This is a genomic window from Pantoea sp. UBA5035, from assembly GCF_002415245.1.
In the GTDB taxonomy this organism is placed as follows: Bacteria; Pseudomonadota; Gammaproteobacteria; order Enterobacterales; family Enterobacteriaceae; genus Pantoea; species Pantoea septica.
The window spans coordinates 321,634-345,817 of sequence record NZ_DICD01000028.1 but is presented as its reverse complement, the minus strand read 5'-3'; the positions used below and the strand labels follow the sequence as shown (position 1 = coordinate 345,817).

The following is a 24,184-nucleotide window of genomic DNA, read 5'->3' as shown; positions in this document are numbered from 1 at the left end:
CGTTTATCCGTCATTAGTTGAGCACCGATGAAACCAGCAGTTGGGTGTAGGGATGGTGCGGATCGTCCAGCACGCGGTCGGTCAGGCCGCTCTCCACCACGCGGCCCTGCTTCATGACCAGCAGCCGGTGCGCCAGCAGGCGCGCCACGCCAAGATCGTGGGTGACGATAACCACCGCCAGGTTCAGCTCGCGCACCAGGGTGCGCAGCAGATCGAGCAGCCGCGCCTGCACCGATACGTCCAGGCCGCCGGTCGGCTCGTCCATAAACACCAGCTTCGGCTGGGTGACGAGGTTGCGGGCGATCTGCAGACGCTGCTGCATGCCGCCGGAAAAGGTGGTGGGCAGATCGTCGATACGGTTAGCGGCGATCTCCACCTCCTGAAGCCAGCGGCCCGCCTGGGCGCGGATGTCGCCGTAATGGCGATTGCCCACCGCCATCAGCCGCTCGCCGATATTGCCGCCCGCGGTGACCTGCGCGCGCAGCCCGTCGAGCGGATGCTGATGCACCACGCCCCATTCGGTGCGCAGCAGGCGGCGTCGGTCGCTCTCCGACAGCGCGTAGAGATCGCGCTGGTTATAGAAAATGTTGCCCTGCTGCGGCGTCAGGCGCGCGGAGAGGCTGCGCAGCAGCGTGGTTTTGCCGGAGCCGGACTCGCCGACGATGCCCAGCACTTCGCCGGGATAGAGATCGAAGCTCACCGCTTCGAAGCCTTTGCCCGGCGCATAGAGATGCGTCAGGTTATTGACCGCAAGCAGCGGCTGTTCACTGTGCATGTTGCTGTTCCTGCTGCTGGTGGCAAAAATCGGTGTCGGAGCAGACGAAGAGGCGCGTGCCCTGGTCATCCATCACCACCTCGTCGAGGTAGCTGTGGCGCGAACCGCACAGGGCGCAGGGCTCATCCCACTGCTGCACGGTAAAGGGGTGATCCTCGAAGTCGAGGCTCTCAACTTTGGTAAAGGGCGGCAGCGCATAAATGCGCTTTTCGCGGCCTGCGCCGAACAGCTGCAGCGCCGGCATCATATGCATCTTCGGGTTGTCGAATTTCGGGATGGGCGACGGGTCCATCACGTAGCGATCGTTGACCTTTACCGGGTAGGCGTAGGTGGTGGCGATATGGCCGTAGCGCGCGATATCTTCATAGAGCTTCACCTGCATCACGCCATACTCCTCCAGCGCGTGCATGGTGCGGGTCTCGGTTTCGCGCGGCTCGATAAAGCGCAGCGGCTCCGGGATCGGCACCTGAAAAATCAGGATCTGATCCTCTTCCAGCGGCGTCTCCGGAATGCGGTGCCGCGTCTGGATCAGGGTGGCGTCGGTGGTGCGTTCGGTGGTCGCCGCGCCGCTGACGCGCTGGAAAAAGCGGCGGATCGACACCGCGTTAGTGGTGTCGTCCGCGCCCTGGTCGATCACCTTCAGCACGTCGGCGTCGCCAATTACGCTGGCGGTGATCTGAATGCCGCCGGTGCCCCAGCCGTAGGGCATCGGCATCTCGCGTCCGGCAAACGGCACCTGATAGCCGGGGATCGCCACCGCTTTCAGGATGGCGCGACGAATGGCGCGCTTGGTCTGCTCATCGAGATAGCCTGGGTTATAGCCGCTCAGCTCAGCCATGATTGCGCTCCTGATGGTCCTGACGCAGGCGCTTCAGCAGCGCCAGCTCCGCCTGAAAATCGACGTAGTGCGGCAGTTTGAGGTGGGAGACGAAGCCGGCGGCCTCGACGTTATCGGCGTGCGCCAGCACGAACTCTTCGTCCTGCGCCGGGCTGGTGACGCGCTCGTCGTGCTCGCGGGTTTGCAGCGCGCGATCCACCAGCGCCATCGCCATCGCCTTGCGCTCGGCGCGGCCGAACACCAGGCCGTAGCCGCGGGTAAAGTGCGGCGCCGCTTCGCCCTGCGTGGTGAAGCCGTTCACCATTTCACATTCGGTCAGCAACACTTCGCCGATCTCCAGCTCGAAATCGAGTTCTTCCGGGCAGATGCTGACGCTGAGGTAGCCGGTGCGGATCTCCCCGGCGAAGGGATGGGTGCGGCCGTAGCCGCGCTGGGTGGAGTAGCCGAGCGCCAGCAAAAAGCCCTCGTCGCCGCGCACCAACTGCTGCAGGCGCGCCGCGCGCGTCGCCGGAAAGCCCATCGGCTCGCGGGTGATATCCACCGGTTCGCTGCCGTCGTCGATCTCCTGCGCCGCCAGCCCTTCCTCGCTCATCATGGCGAACATATGCGGACAGCGGGACGCCAGCGCCTCGTCGGCGCGCGGCGCGGCCGGCGCCTCGCCGTTGGCCAGCAGGGTGAAGTCGAGCAGGCGATGGCTGTAGTCATAGGTCGGCCCCAGCACCTGGCCGCCCGGCAAATCTTTATAGACGGCAGAGATGCGGCGCTCGAGGCGCATCTCGCCGGTCGCCAGCGGCGCGCTGTCGGCCAGGCGCGGCAGCGTGGTGCGGTAGGCGCGCATCAGGAAGATCGCCTCCACTAAATCGCCGCTCGCCTGTTTGATCGCCAGCGCCGCCAGCTCGGGATCGTAGATGCCGCCCTCGGTCATCACGCGATCCACCGCCAGCCCGAGCTGCTGCGCCACCTGATCGCAGCCCAGCTCCGCCACCTCGCGCGCGCCGCGCCGCAGATCCGCCTGTAGCTGATGGGCGTTGGCAATCGCCTTCTCGCCTCCTTTAACCGCTACGTACATCAGCACACCTCCACGTCGGTGGTGCGCGGCAGCGCCATCATCGCTTCGCCGCAGGTAAAGATCAGATCGACGCCCTGCGGGAACGGATGCGGGCGGTTGCGCAGGTAGTCCAGCACGCTCTCCGGCAGCTGCGGCGCGATAGCGCGCGACTCGCGCAGGCCAGGCCCTGAAAGACGTAGCGTCAGCCCGCCGTTGAGCGACGGCACTTCAATAATCAGCGTGGTGCTCTTTTCCGGCGCGAGGTTGTCGCCTGCGGCGAAATCCGCCGGGCGCGGGCTGCTGGCGGCATGGCTCAGCGCAAACGGCGCGTCGCGGCTCTCGCTCAGCGGCGCGCCGGTATGGAAGCGCAGGTTGCTGCGCAGGATCTCGTTATCGACCTGCGGCTCGATCCAGAGCGGGCTCTCCTGATCCACCAGCGTCAGCAGCACCGCAGTCGCGGCGGGCGACAGCGCGCCCCAGCCCTGCGCCAGCGGCAGCGAGACCATCACGCCCGGCTCGCTCATCGCTTTCAGAATGCGACGGAAGGCGCGCTGCGCATCGGCCACCGGATGGTTAAAACTAGCCAGTAAAGTCATCAGTTATCTCCGCGAACCAGCGTAAAGAAATCTACTTTCGAGCTGGCAACTTCCCGCGCGCGCAGCTGGCGCTGCTCCTCGCGCAGTGCCGCCAGCGGCGTTATTACTTTTTCCGTCAACAGCGCGTGGGTCTGCGGCTGCTGCAACAGCGCGTCAATCAGGGCGCAGCGCTCGGCGTGCGCCTTGTCACGTCCCAGCACGTAGCTGTAGCCGAGCGTGCCGTCCTCGAGCTGCACCACGGCGCGCGTCACAGTGGCGTCGCCCATTACGAAACGCTTGCCGCTGGCGCCCATGCGCGCCATCAGCCGCGTCAGGCCGATTTCCGCCGGACGGATCAGCGAGAAGCGCGGCGCGAGGCGCAGCGCCTGCCAGTGCTGCGCCAGCGCCGAGGCGCTGCTGTGCGCCAGTACCGACAGCCACTGCTGTCGTTGCGTTAAGCTTTCCATCAGTGCTCCAGAGTCAGTTCGATCATGTCGCCACGCGTCAGGCTGACGGAGTACTCCGCCAGCGCGCCGTCGAGGGTCTTGTTCAGGGTGCGCACGCAGAGCAGCGGCGCGTGCAGCGCAATCTCCAGCAGGCGGCTCTCTTTGGCCTGCGCGCGACGCGTGCTGATGCGGGTCTGGCTGCGCGTCAGCCGGTGGCCGCCATGCTGCTGCAGAAAGTCGTGCAGCGAACCGCTGCTGAAGCGCTGCAGCGCCGGCCACCAGCTCAGATCGGGCAGGAAGTGGTTAATCACGCAGACCGGCACGCCGTTAACCCGGCGCAGAGTGCGCAGATGGATCACGCTGTCGCCTTCAAGGACGCCCAGCGCGCTGGCGACGTCGGCGCTGGCGGGACGCACCACCGCCAGCAGCCGCTCGCTGGTGGGATGGCTGCCCTGCTCCATCAGATTCTGGCTAAAGCGCGCCTGCGCATGTAGCGGATAGTCGTAAGGACGCATCAACACCAGGATGCCGACGCCGTGGCGGCGCTGCAGCAGACCTTTATTGACCAGTTCGTCCACCGCGCGCCGCAGCGTGTGGCGGTTCACCTCATAGCGCTCGGCCAGCTGTTGTTCGGAAGGCAGATAGTCGCCGCTGCGGTAGTTTTCCCGCAGCGCCTGCTCCAGCTGCGCGGCGACGGCCTGATAAACAGTGGTCGGATGTCTGGATATCTCCATCTTGAACAGATCCTCAACCTTGACTGAGTGGGGAGAGCAGCGATAAGTCCGGCTGCGTGTTGGCCACTACCTTGACCTGCGCAGATGACAGGATGGTGACCGTGCAGTGACGCGACGATGAATTCCAGACGGAGAGGCAGCCGGAGGCGGCATTATTAATTAACGTCGCTGAACGGTTTCTCCTGCGCGGCATCGCCCATTTTTTGACGCATAATCAACAACAACCTTGAACGTCAGTCACCGTGCAGGCTGGAGGATTTCTGCCAGGCTATTAACTGACATATCCTTGCTACGTGAAAAATCAAAATGATTAACAGCGCCAAACTTTCCGCGGGCCTGCGCGGCAGTTTTATTCGTGAAGTGCTGCTGCCGCTGGCGGCGATCCTGCTGCTGACGCTGGCGGGCGCCGGGACCGGCCTTTTTCTCAGTACCTCGATCAGTAACCAGAAAGCCCAGGCGCAACAGCAGCGAATGATTGAGGCCTCTTTTGCGCAGAGCCTGGCGGAACATCAGCGTCAGCTGCATAGCCTGTCGCGCTGGACGCCGCTGCTGACGCATCTCGAGGCGGCGCAGCCCGACCCGCGCTGGCTGGATGACAACGTCGGCCGCTGGCTCTACGAGATGTTCGGCCACCAGCTGATTATGGTGCTGGATGAGGCGCGTCGGCCGGTACAGGCGTGGCGCAACGGCGCGCTGCTGACCGATCCGGCGCGCGATGCCGGCGTGCAGGCGATTTTAGCCAGCGCGCTGCTGCGCGCAGCAGCGCAGCAGGAGGCGGCGGATCTCGCCCGCGTCGACGGCCGCGTAGCGGCGCTGGCGATCGGCGCCATCCGTCGCGATGCGCAGGCCGCGCCCCGCTTCATGCTGGTCAGCCTTAAATATCTCGACGACGGCTACCTCGCCGCCCTGGCGGAGCGCAGCCAGCTCAAGGGGCTGCGCTTCTCTGATCCCGGCACGCCGCCGGTCGCCCCGGCGCGCTTTATGCTGACCTCTCAGACGGACGGCGACGTCGGCTATATCAACTGGGATCCGGCGCGGCCCGGCGCGGAGATGCTGCGCGCCATCGGCCCCTCAACCGGCGTTGCCGTGCTGGTGGTAACGCTACTCTGCCTCTATATGGTGCGGCGGCTCTGGACCTCTTCCTTTAACCTGTCGCAGTCGATGCTGAAGCTCGGCGCCAGCGAAGCGCAGGCGCTGCACCTGGCGTTTCATGACGTGCTGACCGGCCTGCCGAACCGCGCGCTGGTGGAGGATCGCCTGACCCAGGCATTGGCGCTGGCGACGCGCCACGAGCAGCGCGTGGCGCTGATGCTGATTGACCTTGACCGCTTTAAAAACATCAACGACACCTACGGCCATCACGCCGGCGACGAACTGATTATCGCCGTGGCCCATCGTCTCGCCGGCCTGATGCGCGCCTGCGATACCGTGGGGCGCATCGGCGGCGACGAATTTCTCGTGGTGATGCCGGAAGTAGACCATATCGGGCAGGTGGAAGCGCTGGCGCAGCGTATTCTCGACGCGCTCAGCCAGCCTTTTCCGCTGTTTGGCGGCGAAGTGTGGAGCGGCGCCAGCATCGGGCTGGTGCTGGCGCCGAAAGATGGGGTAGATCGTCAGGAGCTGGTGCGCAAAGCGGACATTGCGCTCTACGAAGCGAAAAGCAGCGGGCGCGGCAAATATCGGCAGTTCGAACGGGTGATGGACGAGTCGATCCGCACGCGGCAAAGCATCGCCGCCGACCTGCGCGCCGCGCTGCAAAACTTTAAAGGGCTGGCGGTCTGGTACCAGCCGCTGATGGATATCGACGGCAAAAATATGGTGGGCGTCGAGGCGCTGCTGCGCTGGGATCATCCGACGCGCGGCGCCATTCCGCCGGGCGACTTTATCGCTATCGCCGAAGAGACCGGATTGATTATTCCGCTGGGAGAATGGGTGCTGCGTGAAGCCTGCCTGACGCAGCAGCGCTTCCCGGCGTTGATGGTGGCGGTCAACGTCTCGCCGGTGCAGTTTCGCGCCACGGGATTCGTGGCACGCATGATCGACATCATGCGCGAATGCGGCGGCGATCCTCAGAGAATTGAGCTGGAGATCACCGAAGGGGTGCTGATTGAGGATGAGCATGAGGCGCGCGCCATTATCATCGCGCTGCGCGACGCCGGTTTCCGCATTGCGCTGGATGATTTCGGCACCGGCTACTCCAGCCTCAATTATCTCAGCACCTTCCCGGTGGATAAAATCAAAATAGACCGCTCTTTTACCCAGTCGCTGGGCGTGGCGGAGAATTCGGTAGCGATTATCGAGTCGGTGGTGAAGCTGGGACACGCGATGGGGCTGACGGTGACGGCGGAAGGGGTGGAAACGGCAGGCCAGATGAGCGCGCTGGCCGATGCCGGTTGCAATCAGCTGCAGGGCTATCTGTTCAGCAAGGCGGTGCCGCTCGAGCGGCTGGGCGACTGGATGCGCTAAAACAGGCGCGCTGGCAGCCAGCGCGCCTGTCCGTTATTCCGGGAAGTCGGTCTCGACAGAGGTCTGCTTCCAGGCTTCAATCTGCGCCAGTCGCTCTTTCAGCTTCGCCGTGACCGCGTCATAGCCCCAGGCGCCCATCACCAGATGGCGCGGCGGGTTAGCGTGCTCGGTAATCGCGATCATCGCCTGCGCCGCGCGTGCCGGATCGCCCTTCTGCGTGCCGCTGTATTCTGAGGTCGCCTTCATGCGCGCCGCTGCGGTTTCGGCGTACTCCGGCAACCTGCTCGGCGTCTGATGCAGCGAACGGCCAGCCCAGTCGGTGCGGAACGGGCCCGGCTCGACGCAGATGACGTGAATGCCGAGCGGCGCGGTCTCCTGCGCCAGCGAATCGGACCAGCCCTCGACCGCGTGCTTGCTGGCGGAGTAGTAGCCGGAGCTGGCGAAGCCGATAAACCCGGCCACCGAGGTGATGTTAATGATATGGCCGCGACGCTGCTGACGCATCGTCGGCAGCACCGCGCGCGTCAGGGCGAACAGCCCAAAGACGTTGGCGTCGAACTGGTCGCGGATCGCCTGTTCTTCCCCCTCTTCCACCGAGCTCTGGTAGCCGTAGCCGGCGTTATTCACCAGCACGTCGATGGTGCCGAATTTTTCCAGCGCCGCCTTGACCGCGCCGTCGATGCTCTGCGACTGGGTCACGTCGAGCGCCACCGCCAGCGCGTTGCTGTGGCCTTCCACCAGATCGGCGATTTTCGCGGTGTCGCGCGCCGTTACCACTACGTTGAAGCCGCGCGCAATGGTCTGCTGCGCCAGTTCGCGACCGAAACCTGTCGAACATCCTGAAATAAACCACACCGGATTGTTATCTGTAGCCATGAGTGACTCCCAAACTGATTGGTGGCGAATCGCCTGAACCCCGACGCGAACGGCCTGGGGAAGAGAGTGGATAAGAGTAGCGGCCCGCGACCGGGCCGCTTAACGCTTCGTGCCTGTTACTTTTTATGCAGCAGCTGGCTGGCGGTGTCGCTGATAATCTGCGCCGCGCCGCGATCGCCCTTCGCCATCGAGCTCATAAAGGCTTTCGCCTGTTTAAAGGTAATGTGCGGGGGCAGCGGCGCTACTTCCGGATCGGTTTTCACCTCCAGCACCACCGGACGATCGGCGCTCAGCGCGCGTCGCCACGCGTCTTCCAGCTCATCCGGGTTGTCGACGAAGATACCCTGCAGGCCAAGCGACTCGGCAAACTGCGCGTAGCGGACGTCAGGCAGCTGCTGCGTCGCCTCGAAGCGCGCATTGCCCTCCATGACGCGCTGCTCCCAGGTGACCTGGTTCAGATCCTGGTTGTTGAAGACGCAGACGATAAGGCGCGGATCGCTCCACTGCTGCCAGTATTTCTGAATGGTGATCAGCTCCGCCATATTGTTCATCTGCATCGCGCCGTCGCCGACCAGCGCCACCACCGGTCGGTCGGGATGGGCAAACTTGGCGGCAATGGCGTAAGGCACCGCCGCGCCCATGCAGGCGAGCCCGCCCGACAGCGTGGCGCGCTGCCCCTGTTTGACGCGATAGTCGCGCGCGAACCAGTTGGCGCAGGAGCCGGAATCAGAGGTGACGATAGCGTTGTCGGGCAGCTGCGGCGACATCTCCCAGACCACGCGCTGCGGGTTAACGGGATTGGCGGGCGCGTGGGCGCGATCTTCCATGACTTTCCACCAGTCGCGCACCTGCACCGCAATCTCCTCCTGCCAGCTGCGGTCCTCTTTATGCTCCAGCAGCGGCAGCAGCGCGCGCAGCGTTTCCGCCGCGTCGCCGTGCAGGTTCACTTCGCACGGGTAACGCAGACCAAGCATCGCCGGATCGATATCGATCTGCACCGCGCGCGCCTTGCCCTCTTCCGGCAGGAACTCGGTCCAGGGGAAGCCGCTGCCGATCATCAGCAGCGTGTCGCAGTTCTGCATCAGCTCCCACGAGGGTTTGGTGCCGAGCAGGCCGATAGAGCCGGTCACGAAGGGGGCGTCGTCTGGCAGCACATCTTTTCCGAGCAGCGCCTTGGCGACGCCCGCCGCCAGCACGTTGGCGGCCTGCACCACTTCTACCGCCGCGCCGCGCGCGCCCGCGCCGATGAGAATGGCGACTTTTTTCCCGGCGTTGAGCACCTCGGCGGCGCGCTGCAGGTCAGCTTCGTAAGGCACCACTTTAGGACGCTGGTAGCCAGGGCCGGAGTGGGTAAAGCCGTGCAGATGCTTCGGCGCCTCCCAGGGTTCGTCCTGAATATCTTTCGGCACAATCACCACCGCCACGCCGTTTTGCGCTTTGGCGATGCGCACGCCGCGGTCAATCAGATGGCGCACCTGGGCCGGCGCGGCCGCCTCCTGCACAAAGTTGGCGACGTCGGCGAAGACGCGATCCAGATTCATCTCCTGCTGGTAGCTGGCGCCGCGCGCGGTGACTTCCGCCTGGCCGGCGATCGCCAGCACCGGCGCATGATCCATTTTGGCGTCGTAGAGGCCGGTCAGCAGATGTGTCGCCCCCGGCCCGCCGGTCGAAAGGCAGACACCCAGCTCGCCGGTAAACTTGGCGTGACCAGCCGCCATAAAGGCCGCCATCTCTTCGTGCCGCACCTGAATAAATTCAATGCCGTCGCCCTTTTCATTGGCGCGCTGGATGGCGCCAAGCACGCCGTTGATGCCGTCGCCGGGATAGCCGTAAATACGGGTTACGCCCCAGGCCTTCAGCCGTTGCACAAAGAAATCACTGGTTTTCATGCTCATCGTTGTCCCCTCGGTGAAAATCCGTGTCAGAGAGTAAGGGTAGACGACAATCTGGCTTATTCGCCTGCTAATGCGGGAAAGCGCAGCCGTAACTCGCTGAATATTTGCGCCATATCCGCCGCTTCCCCTGCCTGCTCGACGGCGCGAAACACCTGGGTTTTCAGAAAATGACGCCAGCTGACCGGCGCGTCGGCGAGAAAGGCGGTGAGCGCACGGTAGCGTTGCGGCGTCCAGATCGCCTCAAATGCCTGGCGCGCCGCACCGTGCTGAAAATGCGCCTCCACCTGCTGCGGCATCGCGGCGCGCAGCTGCGCCGTCGTCGCCTCATCCAGCTCGCCGTCCGCGAGCGCCACGCCGTACTGCGCGCGCGCCGCCGCCGCGCTGAGAAAGCCGCAGCGCACGTCGCTGAGCACCGCCGCAACGTCGCGCTGCGACGGCAGGCCGTAGCCGCCCGCCCCTGGCCCGCGCACTTCGACCACATCGCCCGTCTGGCAGTGGATCACGTCGCGGTTGCCGTGCTCCAGCAGCTTGCCGTCGCGCAGGGTGCGAAAGTAGGAAAGGCCGCCTGCGCAGCCGCCCGCCGCGCCCGCTGAGGCAAATACCGAACGATTGCGGTTGCGCGCGGTGACGGTGGTCTCCGGCGTGAAGATCTCAAAGGCCATTTCGGTCGCCAGCCCGCCGCGAAAGCGTCCGGCGCCGGCGCTGTCGGGCGCCAGGCCGTAGCGCAGGAAGCGGATGGGCACTTCCGCTTCGTTGATTTCGATCGGGGTGTTTTTCAGGAACGCCGACAATCCGCCCGAGCCGTCCGGCCCGTCGTGACGCGGCGTGCCGCCCGCGCCGCCGCCGACCGGCCCGAGCGAGGCGACCACGCTGCGGTTGCGCGCGTCCAGCGTGCGAATATTCATAATAGAATTGCCGCCCGGCGAGTTGGCCGGAAGCCGCGTCGGCAGCGCCAGTGAAAAGACGCCGACGGTGGCGATTTGCGACAGCGCGCAGGTGAGCGAGCGCATGCCGACCGCGGCGGGCGCTTCGCAGTTCATCACCGTGCCCGGCGGCAGGATGGCGCGCGTCGGGCGCAGCGTGCCGGCGTTAAGCAGCAGCCGCCGGTCCAGCGTCGAGAGCACGTAAGTCACGCCCACCAGCGCCAGCGGATGGCGCTCGCGGCCGCCGGTCGGCATGTTCAGCGACGAGGCGAGCTGCGGATCGCTGCCGGTGTAGTCCAGTTCCAGCCGATCGCCTTGCACCCGCAAAGTAATCGCCACGCGGCAGGGATAGCCGCCTTCGCCATCTTCGTCAGCGTAATCGGCGTAGAAGTATTCGCCGTCGGGGATGGTGCGGATAATGGCGCGCGCCTGCTGTTCGGCGTAGTCGAGGATGCCCTCAATGCCCTGCAGGAAATCCGCCGCGCCGAAGCGGGCGACAATCTCGTGGATCTTGCGTTCTCCGATGTTGACCGAAGCGATTTGCGCTTTGAAATCGCCCCAGTTCTGTTCCGGCACGCGCACGTTCAGCCGCAGGATACGCGCCACATCCTCGTTCAGTTCGCCGTTGCGGACAATCTTCAGCGGCGGAATGCGGATGCCCTCCTGCACGATATCGGTCAGGGAGCGCGACAGCGAGGCGGGCACCGCGCCGCCGATATCGGTGTTGTGAATATGGCCGACCACGAAGCAGAGGATGTCGCCGCCGTAAAAGACCGGCTTCCAGATATGAATATCGGGGGAATGAGTGGCGACGTTGCCCGCATAGGCGTCGTTGGTAATGCAGATGTCGCCTTCGTCGTAATGGTCGATCAGCGCCAGCACCGGCGCATAGTCGATGCCGCTGTACCAGGGCGCGCCGAAGCTGCGCGGCGAGGCGAACGCCAGCCCGTCTCGGCTGACGATCTGGCAGGAGAAATCCTCCGTCTCTTTGACAAAGGTAGAGTGCGCGGTGCGCATCAGGGTAAAGGCCATGGCGTCGGCCGCCGCCGCGCAGTAGTTGGCGAGTATTTGCAGATTACGTCCGTCAATAGCCACGATCACTTCTCCTCGCTCAGCGGAGTAATTAACAGATTGCCGAAGCTGTCCACCTCGACCTGCATGCGCGGCGGCACGCAGGTGGTGCAGTCGTCCTGCGCCACGATAACCGGCCCGCGCAGCCGATGGCCGGGACGCAGCGTCGCGCGCAGCACCAGATCGACCTGATGAAAAGCGCCGTCTATCCACGCCCTGACCTGCTTCGCCACCTGCACCGGCTCGCTGGCCGCCGCGAGACGATTCAGCGCGGGCTTCGGCGTGGGCGAGGCGATAACCAGCCGCAGGTTGATGAGCTGCACTGGCGCGGCGGCGTCGCTGTGGCCGAACAGCTGGTGATGCTGCTGGTCGAACGCCGCATGCAGCGCCGCCACGTCGGCGCTCGCCAGCCACGCCGCCTCCAGCGGCACGTCGATCTCGAACGACTGGCCGCGATAGCGCATATCGGCGCTGAACTGCAGCGTAAAAGGCATCTCTTTGCCGTGCTCGGCCGCCAGCCAGGCCTGCGCCCGCTGGCTCAGGCTCTCCGCTTCAGAGGCGAGCCGGTCCGCCAGCTGCGCGTTGAGATCGCCGTACAGCGTGCGGATAAAGTCGTTGCGGATATCCGCCACCAGCCCGCCCAGCGCCGAGAGCACGCCCGGCGTCGGCGGCACGATAACGCCTTTCATATTGAGTTCACGCGCCAGAAAACAGCCCATCATTGGCCCTGCGCCGCCGAAGGCGAGAAACCAGAACTCGCGCGGATCGAGGCCGAAGCGAGACAGCAGGCCGCTGGTATCGCCATACATGCTGGAGATCGCCAGTTCGATGGCGGTTTCGGCGGTCTGTTCTACCGAGACGCCAAGGCGATCGGCCAGCGGCTGCCAGGCGGCGCGCGCGGCGGCGACATCTACCTGCACGGCGTGGTAGCCGAGATCGCCATGGCCGATCATGCCGCAGGCGGCGAAAGCGTCGGTGGCGGTCGGCTGGGTGCCGCCGCGCTGGAAGCAGACCGGGCCCGGCAGCGAACCGGCGCTGTCCGGCCCCATCTGCATCACGCCCTGCCCGTCGATCCACGCCAGCGAGCCGCCGCCCTGCCCGACGGAGGTCACCGCCACCGAGGGTATATAGATTGGGAAGTCGCCGATGATTTCACCGTTGCCCTGCGCCACCTCGCCGTTAACGATCACCGCCACGTCGGCGCTGGTGCCGCCGATATCCAGGCTAAGGATGCGGTCGAAGCCGCAGGCGCTGGCGAGATAGCTGGCGCCGATAACCCCCGAGGCGGTGCCGGAGAGCACCATCTGCACGCATTCGCGCTTCGCCTGCTCGACGCCCATCACGCCGCCGTTGGATTTAGTGATGCGCGGCGGCGTGGTCACGCCTCTGGCGCGCAGCGCGCCTTCAAACTTTTCCAGATAGTTGATCACCATCGGCTGCACGTAGGCGTTGATGGCGGCGGTGATGGTGCGCTCATATTCGCGGATAATCGGCCAGATGTCGGCGGAACAGGAGGTCAGCAGGTCGGGCGCGACCTCTTCGACGATCGCCTTAACCGCCGCCTCGTTGTGCCCGTTGCGGTAGCTGTGCAGCAGCGCCACCACGATGCCCTGACAGCCCGCCGCGCGCGCGCCGTCGATGGCGGCCAGCACGCTCCCGCGATCGACGGGCTTCAGCACGTTGCCGTCGCGGTCGGTGCGCTCGTGGATGGCGAAGACGCGATCGCGACTAATCAGCGGCGCGGGCCGGCGGGAGAAGAGATCGTGGATATGGGGAATTTTCAGCCGCGCCAGCTCCAGCACGTCGCAAAAGCCGGCGGTGGCGAACAACGCCAGCCGGACGCCGCGCCGCTGGATAACTGCGTTGATGCCGACCGTGGTGCCGTGGGTAAAGTAGCCAATCTCTGCGGGATCGAGGCCGTCGCGTTCGGCGAACTGCGCCAGTCCGGTGAGAATCTCGCTGCCCGGCGCATCGGGCCGCGACAGTACTTTCAGGGTATGGATCTGGTTGGTTTGCCGATCCAGCACGGCGAAATCGGTAAAGGATCCGCCAATGTCCACGCCAACGCGGTAACGCATCTGTATCACTCCAGAGTCAGGAGAGAGGGAACTCCATCAGCTTGTGCGGCTCCTGCACCACGCGCCAGCCAAGCCGCTGGTAGAGCTGATGGGCATCGTTTGTCGAAAGCATCCAGCGCCGCACCGTGGCCAGCTCCGGATGCTCGCGCACGCAGCTTGCCAGCCAGCTGCCCAGGCCATGTCCACGCCACGCTTCATCGATAATGACGTCGCACAGCCAGCCGAAACGGGTGTAGTCGGTAATCAGCCGACCAAAACCGATCTGCGCGTCAAGGTGATAGAGCCCGAACGGCAGCGATGCGGCGATGGCCCGCTCGGTGGCGGCGCGCGACTGCCCTTTCGCCCAGTAGGCGCGCTCGGCCAGCTGAAAATGAATCCAGTCCATATCCAGCCGCGTCCGTTTAGTAGAAAGGGTAAAGTCGTCGCGCTGCCAGATATGGTCGGCGATGATCGGTGCGGTCATAAATAACTCCTTGTCGCGGCATGGGTTTATAGTAAATGCGCGGCGTCAGCCGACGCGGCTGAAGAGGCGCGGCGAACCGGTCAAATGCGGTGAAAAAAGCACGGAAAAGAAATTTTATGCTGCGTAGAAACACCAGGCCCGATTAGGTGTAAAAAGAGTGTGATATCGATTCCGTTACAAGAATAACTCACTCATTATGCTGTTCGGTATCAGACAAACCTGTCGGGTTTAAGGGGATCAACGTATCGATGCCATTTTTCAATATATTACGCGCTGCGCTTCTCATCTCTGGCGCAAAGAGTGAAAGCGTACCTACAATTAACAGCGTAGAAAACAGCGTTGCCAGTAAACCTGATATACCGCTGAGCATCCATTTAATAAAGCCGTGCATCAATGTAGCTGGCCAGCGTGGCTTTGCCACATAAGCGCTATAGGCTGCCGCATTATTTCCCCACTCAATCCATTTTTTCTCTAGCTCCTCTTTGTGATCAGATTTTAATAATGCAATCTTTTGATCACTGGCGAATTGGACTTGTTGGCTTACCCTGAGTACCAGCCGGTCAATAATACATGCCGCTTTATCGCGGTAATGGTCAAGCTGTCGTTCTGAATAGGCTATGCTGTCATGATAGCGTTCCAGATAAGCGGGCAACTGCGATTCAGGCAATCGACGTCTGAGCAGTTGTTTCGCATAATCATCTTTATCGGCTTTATAGATGGCATAAGCGATCAGCTGCCTGGTATCGTCCGTGTCCATTACTAGCCTGGTAAAGACCCATTGCTTTTGGTCTGGCATATAAAAACCTCACTAAAAAAATGCTAACAGACTGTTTGCTATTTCTTACTCTCCTTTTCTTACGCTGTTAAAGACTTCATTAAAAATCTTTCTTCCTTCAGCAGCAGTGATACCGCACTTTTTAAAAGCGTCCTCAGTTTCTCTTCTGTTTACCTCACTGAGTAAGAAATCATCCATTTTGGTCGTGGTGATTTTCAAACTCGCGACATGCGCAACGGCCAACTCGCCAATTTCGCGAATTTCATCCGTCGTTAGCGCGGGCATATGATATTGACTCATGATGTTCATCTCCTTATTTTCATCCAGAGTTTATATCGTCTAAAACGTCATTACATTAGTGAATCCATGCAAATTTTGAGGGACAGATTCCAGAAACGATCACAGGTGTGAAACAATAACTGATGACGACTAAAGCATCTGCTTTAGCCGCTTATGTAATCGCGTTCGATCAGAGTGAAGAATATAAGCTACAGCGCGCCCAGCACGTCATTCTGCCGGGTAATCAGCGAGCGCAGCGGCACGCTGCTCTTCATTACGGGCGATTTGATCACGATATAGCTGAAGTATTTGTCGATGCCGATTTGCGCATCCAGCATCTTCTCAATCACTTCCTGATAGTGCTCGATGCTGCGGGTGATAAAACGCAGCAGATAGTCGTAGCCGCCGGTAATCAGGTGGCACTCCATCAGCTCGTCCACGTCGCGCAGCGCGCTCTCGAACTTCATAAAATCTTCGCGGCGATGGCCGGAGAGCGTCACTTCGGTAAAGACCGTGACCGAATCGGTGATTTTGGTGAGATTGATATGGGCTTCGTAGCCGGTGATAAAGCCCGCCTGCTCAAGACGCTTGACGCGCTGCAGGCAGGGGCTGGGCGAAAGTCCCACGGCATCGGCGAGATTAACGTTGCTGATACGGCCATCTTTTTGCAGTTGCACCAGGATGTTGATATCGATGCGGTCAAGTTTCATTAAGCCGTTCATACCACCCCTCATTGTTAACCAATTGTGCAGGACGTGCTGATGGTATAACACGCTTTGCGTCGCCAGCGCCAGCGGTAACGCGCGCGTTATCCATCAGGAAAAATTATAATTATTCCAGCAATATCAATGAGGAAGATAGCGTCAGCCCAGACGGCCGGTGGCGCGCGCCAGCGCAATATCGAAGATATGCAGCGCCTCCTCCAGCTGTGAATCCGTGGTAACCAGCGGCGCCAGGAAGCGCACCACATTGCGCTGAACGCCGCATTTGATCAGCAGCAGCCCTTCCTGACAGGCGCTGTCGAGGATCTTCTGCGTCAGCGCGGCGTCAGGCTTGCCGGTTTCGAAGTCGAGGATCTCCACCGCCAGCATAAAGCCGAGGCCGCGCACGTCGCCGATGCAGGCGTACTTCTCCGCCAGCAGCTGTAGCCGCGCCAGCAGCTGTTCGCCAAGCGCATTCGCGCGCGCCAGCAGGTTGTCGTGCTCCAGCAAATCGAGCACCGCCAGCGCCGCCGCGCAGCCCAGCGCGTTGCCGCCGTAGGTGCCGCCCAGCCCGCCCGGCGTCGGCGCGTCCATGATCGCCGCCTTGCCCACCACGCCGGAGATCGGCAGGCCGCCGCCGAGGCTTTTGGCGACCGTCACCAGATCGGGTTTGATATTAAGGTGCTGGAAGGCGAACATCTTGCCGGTGCGGCCAAAGCCGGTCTGCACTTCATCGCAGATCAGCACGATGCCGTGCTGCTCGGTAATGCGGCGCAGCGCCTGCATAAACGCCGGACCGGCCGGCAGGAAGCCGCCGTCGCCCTGCACCGGTTCGATAATGATCGCCGCCACGCGCTCCGGCGCGATCTGCACGGCGAAAAGCTGATCCAGCGCCTTCAGGCAGTCTACTTCCGTTACGCCGTGCAGCGGATTAGGAAACGGCAGGCGATAGATATCCGCCGGGAACGGGCCAAAATTCTGCTTATAGGGCTGGCTCATACCGGTCAAGGTCACGCCCAGCAGCGTACGCCCGTGAAAGGCGCCGTCGAAAGCGATCACGCCGGAGCGATTGGTGTGCGCGCGGGCGATCTTAACCGCGTTCTCTACCGCCTCTGCGCCGCTGGTAAAGAAGACGCTCTTGTAGGCTTCCTCGCCGCCGACCAGCTGATTAAGCCGCTGCGCCAGCTCGATATAGCCCGGATAGGCCACCACCTGAAAACAGGCGTGGGAGACCAGGCCCAGCTGACGCGTTACCGCATTGACCACCGCCGGATGGTTGTGCCCGACGTTGAGCACGCCGATACCGCCGACGAAGTCGAGATAGCGGTTGCCCTCGACGTCCCAGACTTCGCTGCCCCTGGCGCGCTCAATCACCAGCGGATGGGCGGTCACCACGCCGCGCGGCACATTCTGCTCGCGCGCGTTCAGCAGCAAACTGTTGTCTGAATAGGTCTGTTGTTCGGCCATGACATTCTGCATTTTTATACCTCATCCACGTAACGTTCGGTTGGCTCAAGTATCGCAACCCACTGGTTTCGCATGCTGCCGTTATGGGTAGTGCTGCGGCATATCCTGTTAAAATCCGTGCCCTTTCAGCAGGGAAATTTCTTAACGCAGCGCGCGTCGGGCGAGCGCCGTCCACGCGCGCACGCCGTAAGGGATCAGCGCGTCGTTGAAGTCATAGGCGGAGTGGTGCAGCGGCCGCGAAGGCGCGGAGCCGATCCAGAGATAGGCGCCGGGTTTCGCCTGCAGCATAAAGGCGAAATCCTCCGAGGTAAGCGCGGGCTGCCGCGCGACGCTGGCGCTGAATCCCGCCTCGCTGAGCGCCGCTAAGGCGAGATTCGCCTCCGCCTCGCTATTTACCGTGGCCGGGTAGTAACGCAGATAGCTCACCTCCGCCTGCAGTCCGTGCGCGGCGGTGACGTGCTGCGCCATCTCACGCAGCCGCGCTTCGAGTATCGCCTGCGCCGTCGGGCTAAAGGTGCGCACCGTGCCGGTAATCGACGCTTCCGCCGGGATCATATTGTGCGAAAAGCCGCCCTGTATGCGCGTCACGCTCAGCAGCGCCGCCTCGCAGGGATCGATGGCGCGCGCCACCAGCGTATTAAGCTGCACCACCAGCTCGCTGGCCGCCAGCAGCGTGTCGCGCGTCAGATGCGGCTGCGCGGCATGGCCGCCGCCACCCTTCACGGTAATATCGAAACGATCCGCCGCCGCCATAATGGCACCGGGACGGGTCTGCACCTCGCCGAGCGGCAGTTCCGGCCAGTTGTGCAGCGCGTAGACCGCCTCGCAGGGAAAGCGGCTGAACAAGCCGTCGTCGATCATCGCCTTCGCGCCCGCCAGCCCCTCTTCCGCCGGCTGAAAGATAAAGCAGAGGGTGCCGTCGAGATCCTCGGCTGCGGCCAGCTGCTGCGCCGCGCCGAGCAGCATCACGGTATGGCCGTCGTGGCCGCAGGCGTGACAGACATTTTCCGTCCTGCTTTTCCAGGGCGCGTCGCCCTGATCCTGCATCGGCAGCGCGTCCATATCGGCGCGCAGACCGATAACGCGCGGACTGTCGCCGCGCTTCAGCACGCCGACCACGCCGGTTTGACCGATATCGCGATAGACCTCCAGACCGAGCTGCTGCAGAAAGCGCGCCACGATGTCGCTGGTGCGCGTTTCCTGGTAGCCGAGTTCCGGGTGGGCGTGCAGATCGCGCCGCAGCGCGACAAGAGCGTCAATGTTCATCAGTAACCTCGCGTACGGTCGATAAGGCCGATCATCGGCTCGCCGCGCTGATAGCGACGCAGGTTTTCCAGCAGCGCGGCGACGGCGCTCTCGTTTTGCGTCTGGCTGGCGATGTGCGGCGTCAGCCAGATAGCGGGATGACGCCAGAAAGGATGCGACGGCGGCAGCGGTTCGGGATCGGTGACGTCGATCACCGCCGCGCCGAGCCGACCGCTGTCGAGCGCCGCCAGCAGATCGGCATGATTAAGCTGGGCGCCGCGTCCCGCCTGCACCAGCGCCGCGCCGGGCGGCAGCTGCGCAAACAGATCGCGGTTAAGCAGGCCGCGCGTCTCCGCCGTTAACGGCAGCAAGCAGACCAGAATGTCGCAGCGCGCCAGAAAGTCGCCCAGCTGCGCTGCGCCGTGAAAGCACCGCACGCCGTCGAGCTGGCGCGACGTCCGGCTCCAGCCTGCGCAGTCGAAACCAAGCGAGACCAGCTGGCGTAGCGCCGCCTGGCCCAGCTCGCCCAGCCCCATGACGCCGACCCGGCGCGCGGCGGCGGGCGTAACGCTGTGCGCCTGCCAGCGCGCTTCGCGCTGCTGTTGCAGGTAGCGCACCATATCGCGATGGATGCCGAGCACCGCAAAGGTCACGTACTCCACCATGCCCTGCGTCAGTCCCGGCTCGATCATGCGCACCACCGGCAGGTCAGGCGGCAAGGCGGCGAGATCGAACTGGTCCGCGCCCGCCCCTACCGACAGCAGCGCTTTCAGGCCAGGAAAGGTTTCCAGCAGCCTCTCCGGTGGCTGCCAGGCGATCAGCATCTCTACTTCCAGCCGGTCGCCGGTTTCGGGCCAGAGATGCAGCTGAATATCGGGCGCATGCTGCGCCAGCCACTGCTGCCACAGCGCGCCGCGCTGGGGATCCGATTTATAGAGGATATGCATCAGGCCATCGCCTGGGTCATCAGGCCGAACGCCTGCATGCCGCCCGCTGGCGGCGTCCAGGGCGTGCCGCGCACCATGGTGGTAGGATTATCTACCTGCGCCAGGCCGAGCGTGGCGAGCCAGGGGGCCAGCGGCAGCGCGCCGTCGGTGTCGATACGGACAAATTCGCCGCGCAGGCCCTGCATCAGCGAGGCGACCAGCGCCTGCGCTGTCGGGAAATCCGGCGCGATAACCGGCCCAATCGCCCAGCCGTGGCCGAAGCGGCGCAGGCTGGCGAAAGCGCGGATTTCGCCCTGCGCATTCTGCAGCAGTACCGTCTGATGCTGGTTAATCAGGTGATCGATCAGCTGCGGACGCAGCATGCCGTGCGCCTGCTGGTCGAGGGCGGTGAGGGAAGACGCATCCTGCGCCTGCGCGCGGCGCGGCGTTAATCCCGTCGGGATAGCCACGGGCGGCACCGCCTCCAGCGCACGCGTCTGATGCTGGAGTATCTGCCCGGTCGTCACAAAGCCGAGCTTTTCATACAGCCCTTTGCCCATCTCGGTGGCGTGCAGCCGCACGTTATAGTCGGGCACTTTTTCCAGCAGCGTCAGCATCAGCTGCTTGCCCAGCCCGCGCCCCTGCTGCTGGCCATCCACGATCACCAGTCCGATGGTGGCGGCGCGTTCGCCCCAGCGCCAGAGGATGGCGCTGCCGAGCAGCCTGCCCTGCTCCTCTATCACGACGCCCTCGCCGAAGGCCAGCGCCTGCTGCCAGTCCTCGCGGCGGTGCGGCCACTTCAGCTGCTGCGTCATGGCGTAGCAGGATTCGATATCGTGCGCGTTCATGGCGCGAAAAGTAGTGGTCATGCGTTGCTCCTTACATCATGCCTGGCGTTTCAAGTGCGCTGCCGTCGACCAGACGGCTGTAGCGATAAGGTGTAGGGTCGACGATCGGCGCGTCGCTGGCGGCGATATCCGCCTCGCTGCGCGTCGCGTAGATGAGGGCGTTATCTGCGCAGCCAGATTGTTCACGGCCAGCGCACAGCCACCGGAGCGTACTAAAATACGTGAGGATGGCGCGCACTGCCCGGGGACAATATGGCAAGCAAGATAGCCCTATTCCGCCTTTAAAATCTCTTCGTGCTCATCCAGCCACCCCTGCCGCAGCTCCGGCACCGCGCGCTTCAGGCGCTCGAAGTAGAGCTCGCTGGTGGGCTTGTCGTAATCTTCCCGCGCCAGCTGGGTGACGATGCGTCCCGACTTCATCACCACGATGTTGTCGCACACCGCGCGCACCGCGTGCATATCGTGGCTGATAAACAGCACCGACAGGCCCAGCTCGCGCCGTAGCTCGCTGATAAGATCCAGCACCGCCGCCGCGACCACGGTGTCGAGCGCCGAGGTCACTTCGTCGCACAGGATCAGATCCGGCTCCGCCGCCAGCGCGCGCGCCAGGTTGACGCGCTGCTTCTGCCCGCCAGAGAGCGCCCAGGGCCGCCGCCACAGCACGCTGCGCGGCAGCTTCACCAGATCGAGCAGCTGATGCAGCCGCTGGGTCAGCGCCTGGCCGCGCAGGCCGTGAAACAGCGCCAGCGGCCGCGACAGGATGCGCTCGACGCTGTGCGCCGGATTGAGCGCGGTATCCGCCATCTGAAACACATACTGAATGCGGCGCAGCTCGTTGTCAGGCCGCTTGTGCATATCGCCGGCGATATAGTGGCCGTTAAACAGGATATGGCCGTGACAGGGCGCGTTGAGCCCGGCGATGGCGTGCGCCAGGGTGGTTTTGCCCGATCCTGACTCGCCAATAATGCCGATCGCCTGCCCTTTCCACAGCCTGAGGTTGATCTCCTCCAGAATGCGGATTTTCGGCTGGCCGTCGCTGCCGCGCGGGCCGTAGCCGGCGCTGAGGTCGCGCACCTCCAGCAGCGGCTGCAGCTCGCCGCTCTCCTCGCGCCACGGGCTGGGGCGCTCTTGCTGCCGCGCCGCGTCCATCAGCAGCCGCGTGTAGTCCGCCTGCGGCGCGCCGATCAGCCGTTCGGTGGTGCCGTACTCGGCGATCTGGCCGCGCAGCAGCACCAGAATGCGGTCCGCCATCTGCGCCACCACCGCCAGATCGTGGCTGACGTAGATGGCGGTGACGCCGCGCTGCGCCACCACGCGGCGAAAGGCCTTCAGCACTTCCACCTGGGTAGTGACGTCGAGTGCGGTGGTCGGCTCATCGAGGATCACCACGTCGGGATCGCCGATCAGCGCCATCGCGGTCATCAGGCGCTGCAGCTGCCCGCCGGACACCTGATGCGGCCAGCGATCGCCGATGGTGTCGGGGTTGGGCAGCGCCAGCTCGCGGAACAGCGCCACCGCTTTGGCTTTCGCCGCTTTGCGCGTCATGGTGCCGTGGATCACCACCGGCTCGATCACCTGATCGATAATCTTCATGCCGGGGTTAAACGAGGCGGCGGCGCTCTGGGCGATATAGGCGACTTTGTTGCCGCGAAATTCGCGCAGCTGCTGCGGGCTGAGGCTGTTAACGTCGACGCCCGCCACGTGAATATTGCCCTCGGCGATGCGGCAGCCGGGACGGGCATAGCCCATCAGCGCCATGGCGATGGTGGTTTTTCCCGATCCCGATTCGCCGATCAGGGCGAGCACTTCCCCTTTCTGCACGGTAAAGCGGATATCCGACACCAGATCGATCGGATCGCCCCTGTCGCTCTGCGCCGTGACGCGCAGCTTTTCCACCGAGATCACCGGCATTGCGGTATGCGGCATCACGTTCATACGCCCTCCTTCGCCAGCGTCAGCGGACGCATCTGTTGCAGGCTATCGATAAACAGGTTGGCGCCGATGGTCAGGCTGGCGATGGCCAGCGCAGGCATCAGCACCGCCGGCGAGCCATCAAACAGCCCCTGAATGTTTTCGCGCACCAGGGTGCCCCAGTCAGCATAGGGCGGCTGGACGCCGAGGCCGAGAAAGCTCAGGCCGCTCAGCAGCAGCACGATATAGACGAAGCGCAGTCCGAAATCCGCCAGCATCGGATGCACCATATTGGGCAGAATATCGTGAATGGCGACGTACCAGCGGCTTTCGCCGCGCAGCCGCGAGGCGCGCACGTAGTCCATATTGCGCAGGCTGCCCGCCATGGCGAAAGCGATGCGGAACGCGCCCGGCCAGTAGGTGAAGATGGCGGTAAGCAGCAGCATCGGCAGCGACGAGCCGAAAACCGCCACGATCATCAGCGACAGCACCTTGCCCGGCAGCACCAGCATGGCGTCGTTGACACGGCCGAGGATCTCCTCCAGCCAGCGGCCGGTCACCGCCGCCAGCAGCGCCAGCAGCGTGCCAATCAGGCTGGCGCCGATCGCCGCGCCCAGCGCCAGGCCGATAGAGAACTTCGCGCCGTAGAGAATGCGGCTGAGAATATCGCGCCCCAGCGCGTCGGTGCCGAGCCAGTTGTCGGCGGTAAAGCCGCCGAACAGCGGGCCGCCGCCGATATCTTCGACGTTGTGCGGCGCCAGCTGGTTGCCGAACAGCGCCATCAGCAGCCAGAAAATGGATACCGTCAGGCCGAGCCGCCCGGAGATCGACAGCGACTGAAAGAAACGAACGGGAAGTAAGGTATTCATGCGCTTCTCCATTTCGGGTTGAAGGCGATGGTCAGCACGTCGGCCAGCAGCAGCAGCAGCAGATAGCAGCCGGCGAACAGCATCACGCAGAACTGCACCACCGGCAGGTCGCGGTTGCTGACCGCATCCACCAGCTGGCTGGCGAGGCCGGGATAGCTGAAAATGGTTTCGATAATGATGACGCCGCCGAACAGATAGGAGAGGCTGAGCGAAATGGCGTTGGCGATAGGGCCGACCGCGTTGGGCAAGGCGTGGCGCAGCACGGCGCGCAGCGGCGAAACGCCTTTCAGCAGCGCCATCTCCAGCCAGGGGCTGTCGAGCTGGTTGATAATAGCGGCGCGCGTCATGCGCGCCATCTGCGCCACCAGCACGCAGCAGAGCGTCAGCACCGGCAGCGCGTAGGCTTTCAGATAGCTGACCAGATCCATATTGGGCGAGCCGAAGGACATAGCCGACACCCAGTGCAGCTTCACGGCGAAGATGAGCACCGCCACCGTCGCCACCAGAAACTCCGGCACCGCCACCGTCGCCATGGTGCCGATCACCAGCACGCGATCCAGCAGCGAACCGCGCGTCATCGCCGCCGTTATGCCGATCAGCAGCGCCAGCGGCACGCAGATCAGCGTAGTGATCGCCGCCAGCTCAAAGGTGGCGGGAATACGCTGCGCCACCAGCTGCATCACCGGCAGGTGGCTGGCGAACGAGGTGCCGAAGTCGCCCTGCAGCATGCCGCCCAGCCAGCTGAAATAGCGCAGCAGCAGCGGCTGATCCAGCCCGAGCTGGGCGCGCAGCGCCGCCACCGTCTCCGGCGTGGCGTTTTGCCCAAGGATCATCTGCGCCGCGTCGCCCGGCAGCAGGCTGGTGATAAAGAACACCACCACCGAGACGATCAGCAACGTCAGGATGCCGGCGCCGGTGCGCCGGGCGATCAGGAACAGCATGTATCGGTTCATCGGCGTTCTCCAGGGTCGAGAG

General features: G+C 63.7%; 21 protein-coding genes and 1 pseudogene. 1 reads left to right on the top strand and 21 read right to left on the bottom strand.

Annotation, left to right across the window (positions count from 1 at the left end; genetic code table 11):
* Nucleotides 1-13 precede the first annotated feature (13 nt).
* The 6 genes from phnK to phnF are packed head-to-tail and all read right to left on the bottom strand — an operon-like array spanning nucleotide 14 to nucleotide 4,416.
* Nucleotides 14-775 (bottom strand): phosphonate C-P lyase system protein PhnK, encoded by a 762-nt coding sequence (gene phnK / locus B3229_RS20855; RefSeq protein ID WP_286874092.1) that lies wholly within the window; start codon nucleotides 773-775, stop codon nucleotides 14-16.
* Nucleotides 765-1,613, bottom strand: a complete 849-nt coding sequence (locus B3229_RS20850; protein WP_048781710.1) for an alpha-D-ribose 1-methylphosphonate 5-phosphate C-P-lyase PhnJ — start codon at nucleotides 1,611-1,613, stop codon at nucleotides 765-767. The genes phnK and B3229_RS20850 overlap by 11 nt, the downstream gene beginning before the upstream one ends.
* Nucleotides 1,606-2,682: a carbon-phosphorus lyase complex subunit PhnI gene (locus B3229_RS20845; RefSeq protein WP_286874088.1), complete on the bottom strand. Its 1,077-nt coding sequence runs from the start codon at nucleotides 2,680-2,682 to the stop codon at nucleotides 1,606-1,608. The genes B3229_RS20850 and B3229_RS20845 overlap by 8 nt, the downstream gene beginning before the upstream one ends.
* Nucleotides 2,682-3,257 (bottom strand): phosphonate C-P lyase system protein PhnH, encoded by a 576-nt coding sequence (phnH, locus tag B3229_RS20840; RefSeq protein ID WP_033749918.1) that lies wholly within the window; start codon nucleotides 3,255-3,257, stop codon nucleotides 2,682-2,684. Before phnH ends, B3229_RS20845 begins: the two co-directional genes overlap by 1 nt.
* Nucleotides 3,257-3,703, bottom strand: coding sequence for a phosphonate C-P lyase system protein PhnG (gene phnG / locus B3229_RS20835; protein ID WP_048781706.1), 447 nt, complete (start codon nucleotides 3,701-3,703; stop codon nucleotides 3,257-3,259). Before phnG ends, phnH begins: the two co-directional genes overlap by 1 nt.
* The gene (phnF, locus tag B3229_RS20830) at nucleotides 3,703-4,416 is read right to left on the bottom strand and encodes a phosphonate metabolism transcriptional regulator PhnF (RefSeq protein WP_286874084.1); all 714 of its coding nucleotides are present in this window, start codon (nucleotides 4,414-4,416) and stop codon (nucleotides 3,703-3,705) included. Before phnF ends, phnG begins: the two co-directional genes overlap by 1 nt.
* 306 nt (nucleotides 4,417-4,722) lie before the next feature.
* Here phnF and B3229_RS20825 point away from each other — a divergent pair, with 306 nt between their 5' ends.
* Nucleotides 4,723-6,882, top strand: a complete 2,160-nt coding sequence (locus B3229_RS20825) for a putative bifunctional diguanylate cyclase/phosphodiesterase (RefSeq protein ID WP_286874081.1) — start codon at nucleotides 4,723-4,725, stop codon at nucleotides 6,880-6,882.
* A gap of 33 nt (nucleotides 6,883-6,915) precedes the next feature.
* Here B3229_RS20825 and B3229_RS20820 read toward each other — a convergent pair whose 3' ends face one another.
* The 15 genes and pseudogenes from B3229_RS20820 to B3229_RS20750 form a co-directional block, all read right to left on the bottom strand.
* The gene (locus B3229_RS20820; RefSeq protein ID WP_286874078.1) at nucleotides 6,916-7,758 is read right to left on the bottom strand and encodes an oxidoreductase; all 843 of its coding nucleotides are present in this window, start codon (nucleotides 7,756-7,758) and stop codon (nucleotides 6,916-6,918) included.
* A gap of 116 nt (nucleotides 7,759-7,874) precedes the next feature.
* Nucleotides 7,875-9,653 carry a thiamine pyrophosphate-requiring protein gene (locus B3229_RS20815; protein ID WP_048781698.1) on the bottom strand — a complete coding sequence of 593 codons (1,779 nt, stop codon included), beginning with the start codon at nucleotides 9,651-9,653 and terminating at the stop codon, nucleotides 7,875-7,877.
* A gap of 56 nt (nucleotides 9,654-9,709) precedes the next feature.
* Nucleotides 9,710-11,671 carry a hydantoinase B/oxoprolinase family protein gene (locus B3229_RS20810; RefSeq protein ID WP_286874075.1) on the bottom strand — a complete coding sequence of 654 codons (1,962 nt, stop codon included), beginning with the start codon at nucleotides 11,669-11,671 and terminating at the stop codon, nucleotides 9,710-9,712.
* A gap of 2 nt (nucleotides 11,672-11,673) precedes the next feature.
* Nucleotides 11,674-13,725 carry a hydantoinase/oxoprolinase family protein gene (locus B3229_RS20805; RefSeq protein WP_286874073.1) on the bottom strand — a complete coding sequence of 684 codons (2,052 nt, stop codon included), beginning with the start codon at nucleotides 13,723-13,725 and terminating at the stop codon, nucleotides 11,674-11,676.
* Between the two features lie 16 nt (nucleotides 13,726-13,741).
* On the bottom strand, nucleotides 13,742-14,188 hold the full coding sequence (locus B3229_RS20800; protein ID WP_048785677.1) for a GNAT family N-acetyltransferase: 447 nt from the start codon (nucleotides 14,186-14,188) through the stop codon (nucleotides 13,742-13,744).
* Between the two features lie 187 nt (nucleotides 14,189-14,375).
* The gene (locus B3229_RS20795) at nucleotides 14,376-14,945 is read right to left on the bottom strand and encodes a hypothetical protein (RefSeq protein ID WP_286874070.1); all 570 of its coding nucleotides are present in this window, start codon (nucleotides 14,943-14,945) and stop codon (nucleotides 14,376-14,378) included.
* 84 nt (nucleotides 14,946-15,029) lie between these two features.
* Complete coding sequence (locus tag B3229_RS20790) at nucleotides 15,030-15,263, bottom strand: hypothetical protein (RefSeq protein ID WP_286874068.1); 234 nt, start codon at nucleotides 15,261-15,263, stop codon at nucleotides 15,030-15,032.
* A gap of 188 nt (nucleotides 15,264-15,451) precedes the next feature.
* The gene (locus B3229_RS20785; protein WP_033749932.1) at nucleotides 15,452-15,964 is read right to left on the bottom strand and encodes an Lrp/AsnC family transcriptional regulator; all 513 of its coding nucleotides are present in this window, start codon (nucleotides 15,962-15,964) and stop codon (nucleotides 15,452-15,454) included.
* A gap of 141 nt (nucleotides 15,965-16,105) precedes the next feature.
* Nucleotides 16,106-17,422, bottom strand: coding sequence for a 4-aminobutyrate--2-oxoglutarate transaminase (gabT, locus tag B3229_RS20780; protein ID WP_048785673.1), 1,317 nt, complete (start codon nucleotides 17,420-17,422; stop codon nucleotides 16,106-16,108).
* Nucleotides 17,423-17,535: 113 nt separating this feature from the next.
* Nucleotides 17,536-18,670, bottom strand: a pseudogene (locus tag B3229_RS20775) (M20 aminoacylase family protein).
* 5 nt (nucleotides 18,671-18,675) lie between these two features.
* Entirely contained in the window at nucleotides 18,676-19,602 is a 927-nt protein-coding gene (locus B3229_RS20770) for a 2-hydroxyacid dehydrogenase (protein ID WP_286874061.1), read from the bottom strand.
* Nucleotides 19,602-20,450 carry a GNAT family N-acetyltransferase gene (locus B3229_RS20765; RefSeq protein WP_286874058.1) on the bottom strand — a complete coding sequence of 283 codons (849 nt, stop codon included), beginning with the start codon at nucleotides 20,448-20,450 and terminating at the stop codon, nucleotides 19,602-19,604. The genes B3229_RS20770 and B3229_RS20765 overlap by 1 nt, the downstream gene beginning before the upstream one ends.
* A 249-nt stretch (nucleotides 20,451-20,699) precedes the next feature.
* Nucleotides 20,700-22,364, bottom strand: a complete 1,665-nt coding sequence (locus B3229_RS20760; RefSeq protein WP_286874055.1) for an ABC transporter ATP-binding protein — start codon at nucleotides 22,362-22,364, stop codon at nucleotides 20,700-20,702.
* Entirely contained in the window at nucleotides 22,361-23,209 is an 849-nt protein-coding gene (locus tag B3229_RS20755; RefSeq protein WP_033749946.1) for an ABC transporter permease, read from the bottom strand. The genes B3229_RS20760 and B3229_RS20755 overlap by 4 nt, the downstream gene beginning before the upstream one ends.
* On the bottom strand, nucleotides 23,206-24,162 hold the full coding sequence (locus tag B3229_RS20750) for an ABC transporter permease (protein ID WP_286874051.1): 957 nt from the start codon (nucleotides 24,160-24,162) through the stop codon (nucleotides 23,206-23,208). Before B3229_RS20750 ends, B3229_RS20755 begins: the two co-directional genes overlap by 4 nt.
* Nucleotides 24,163-24,184: the final 22 nt, after the last annotated feature.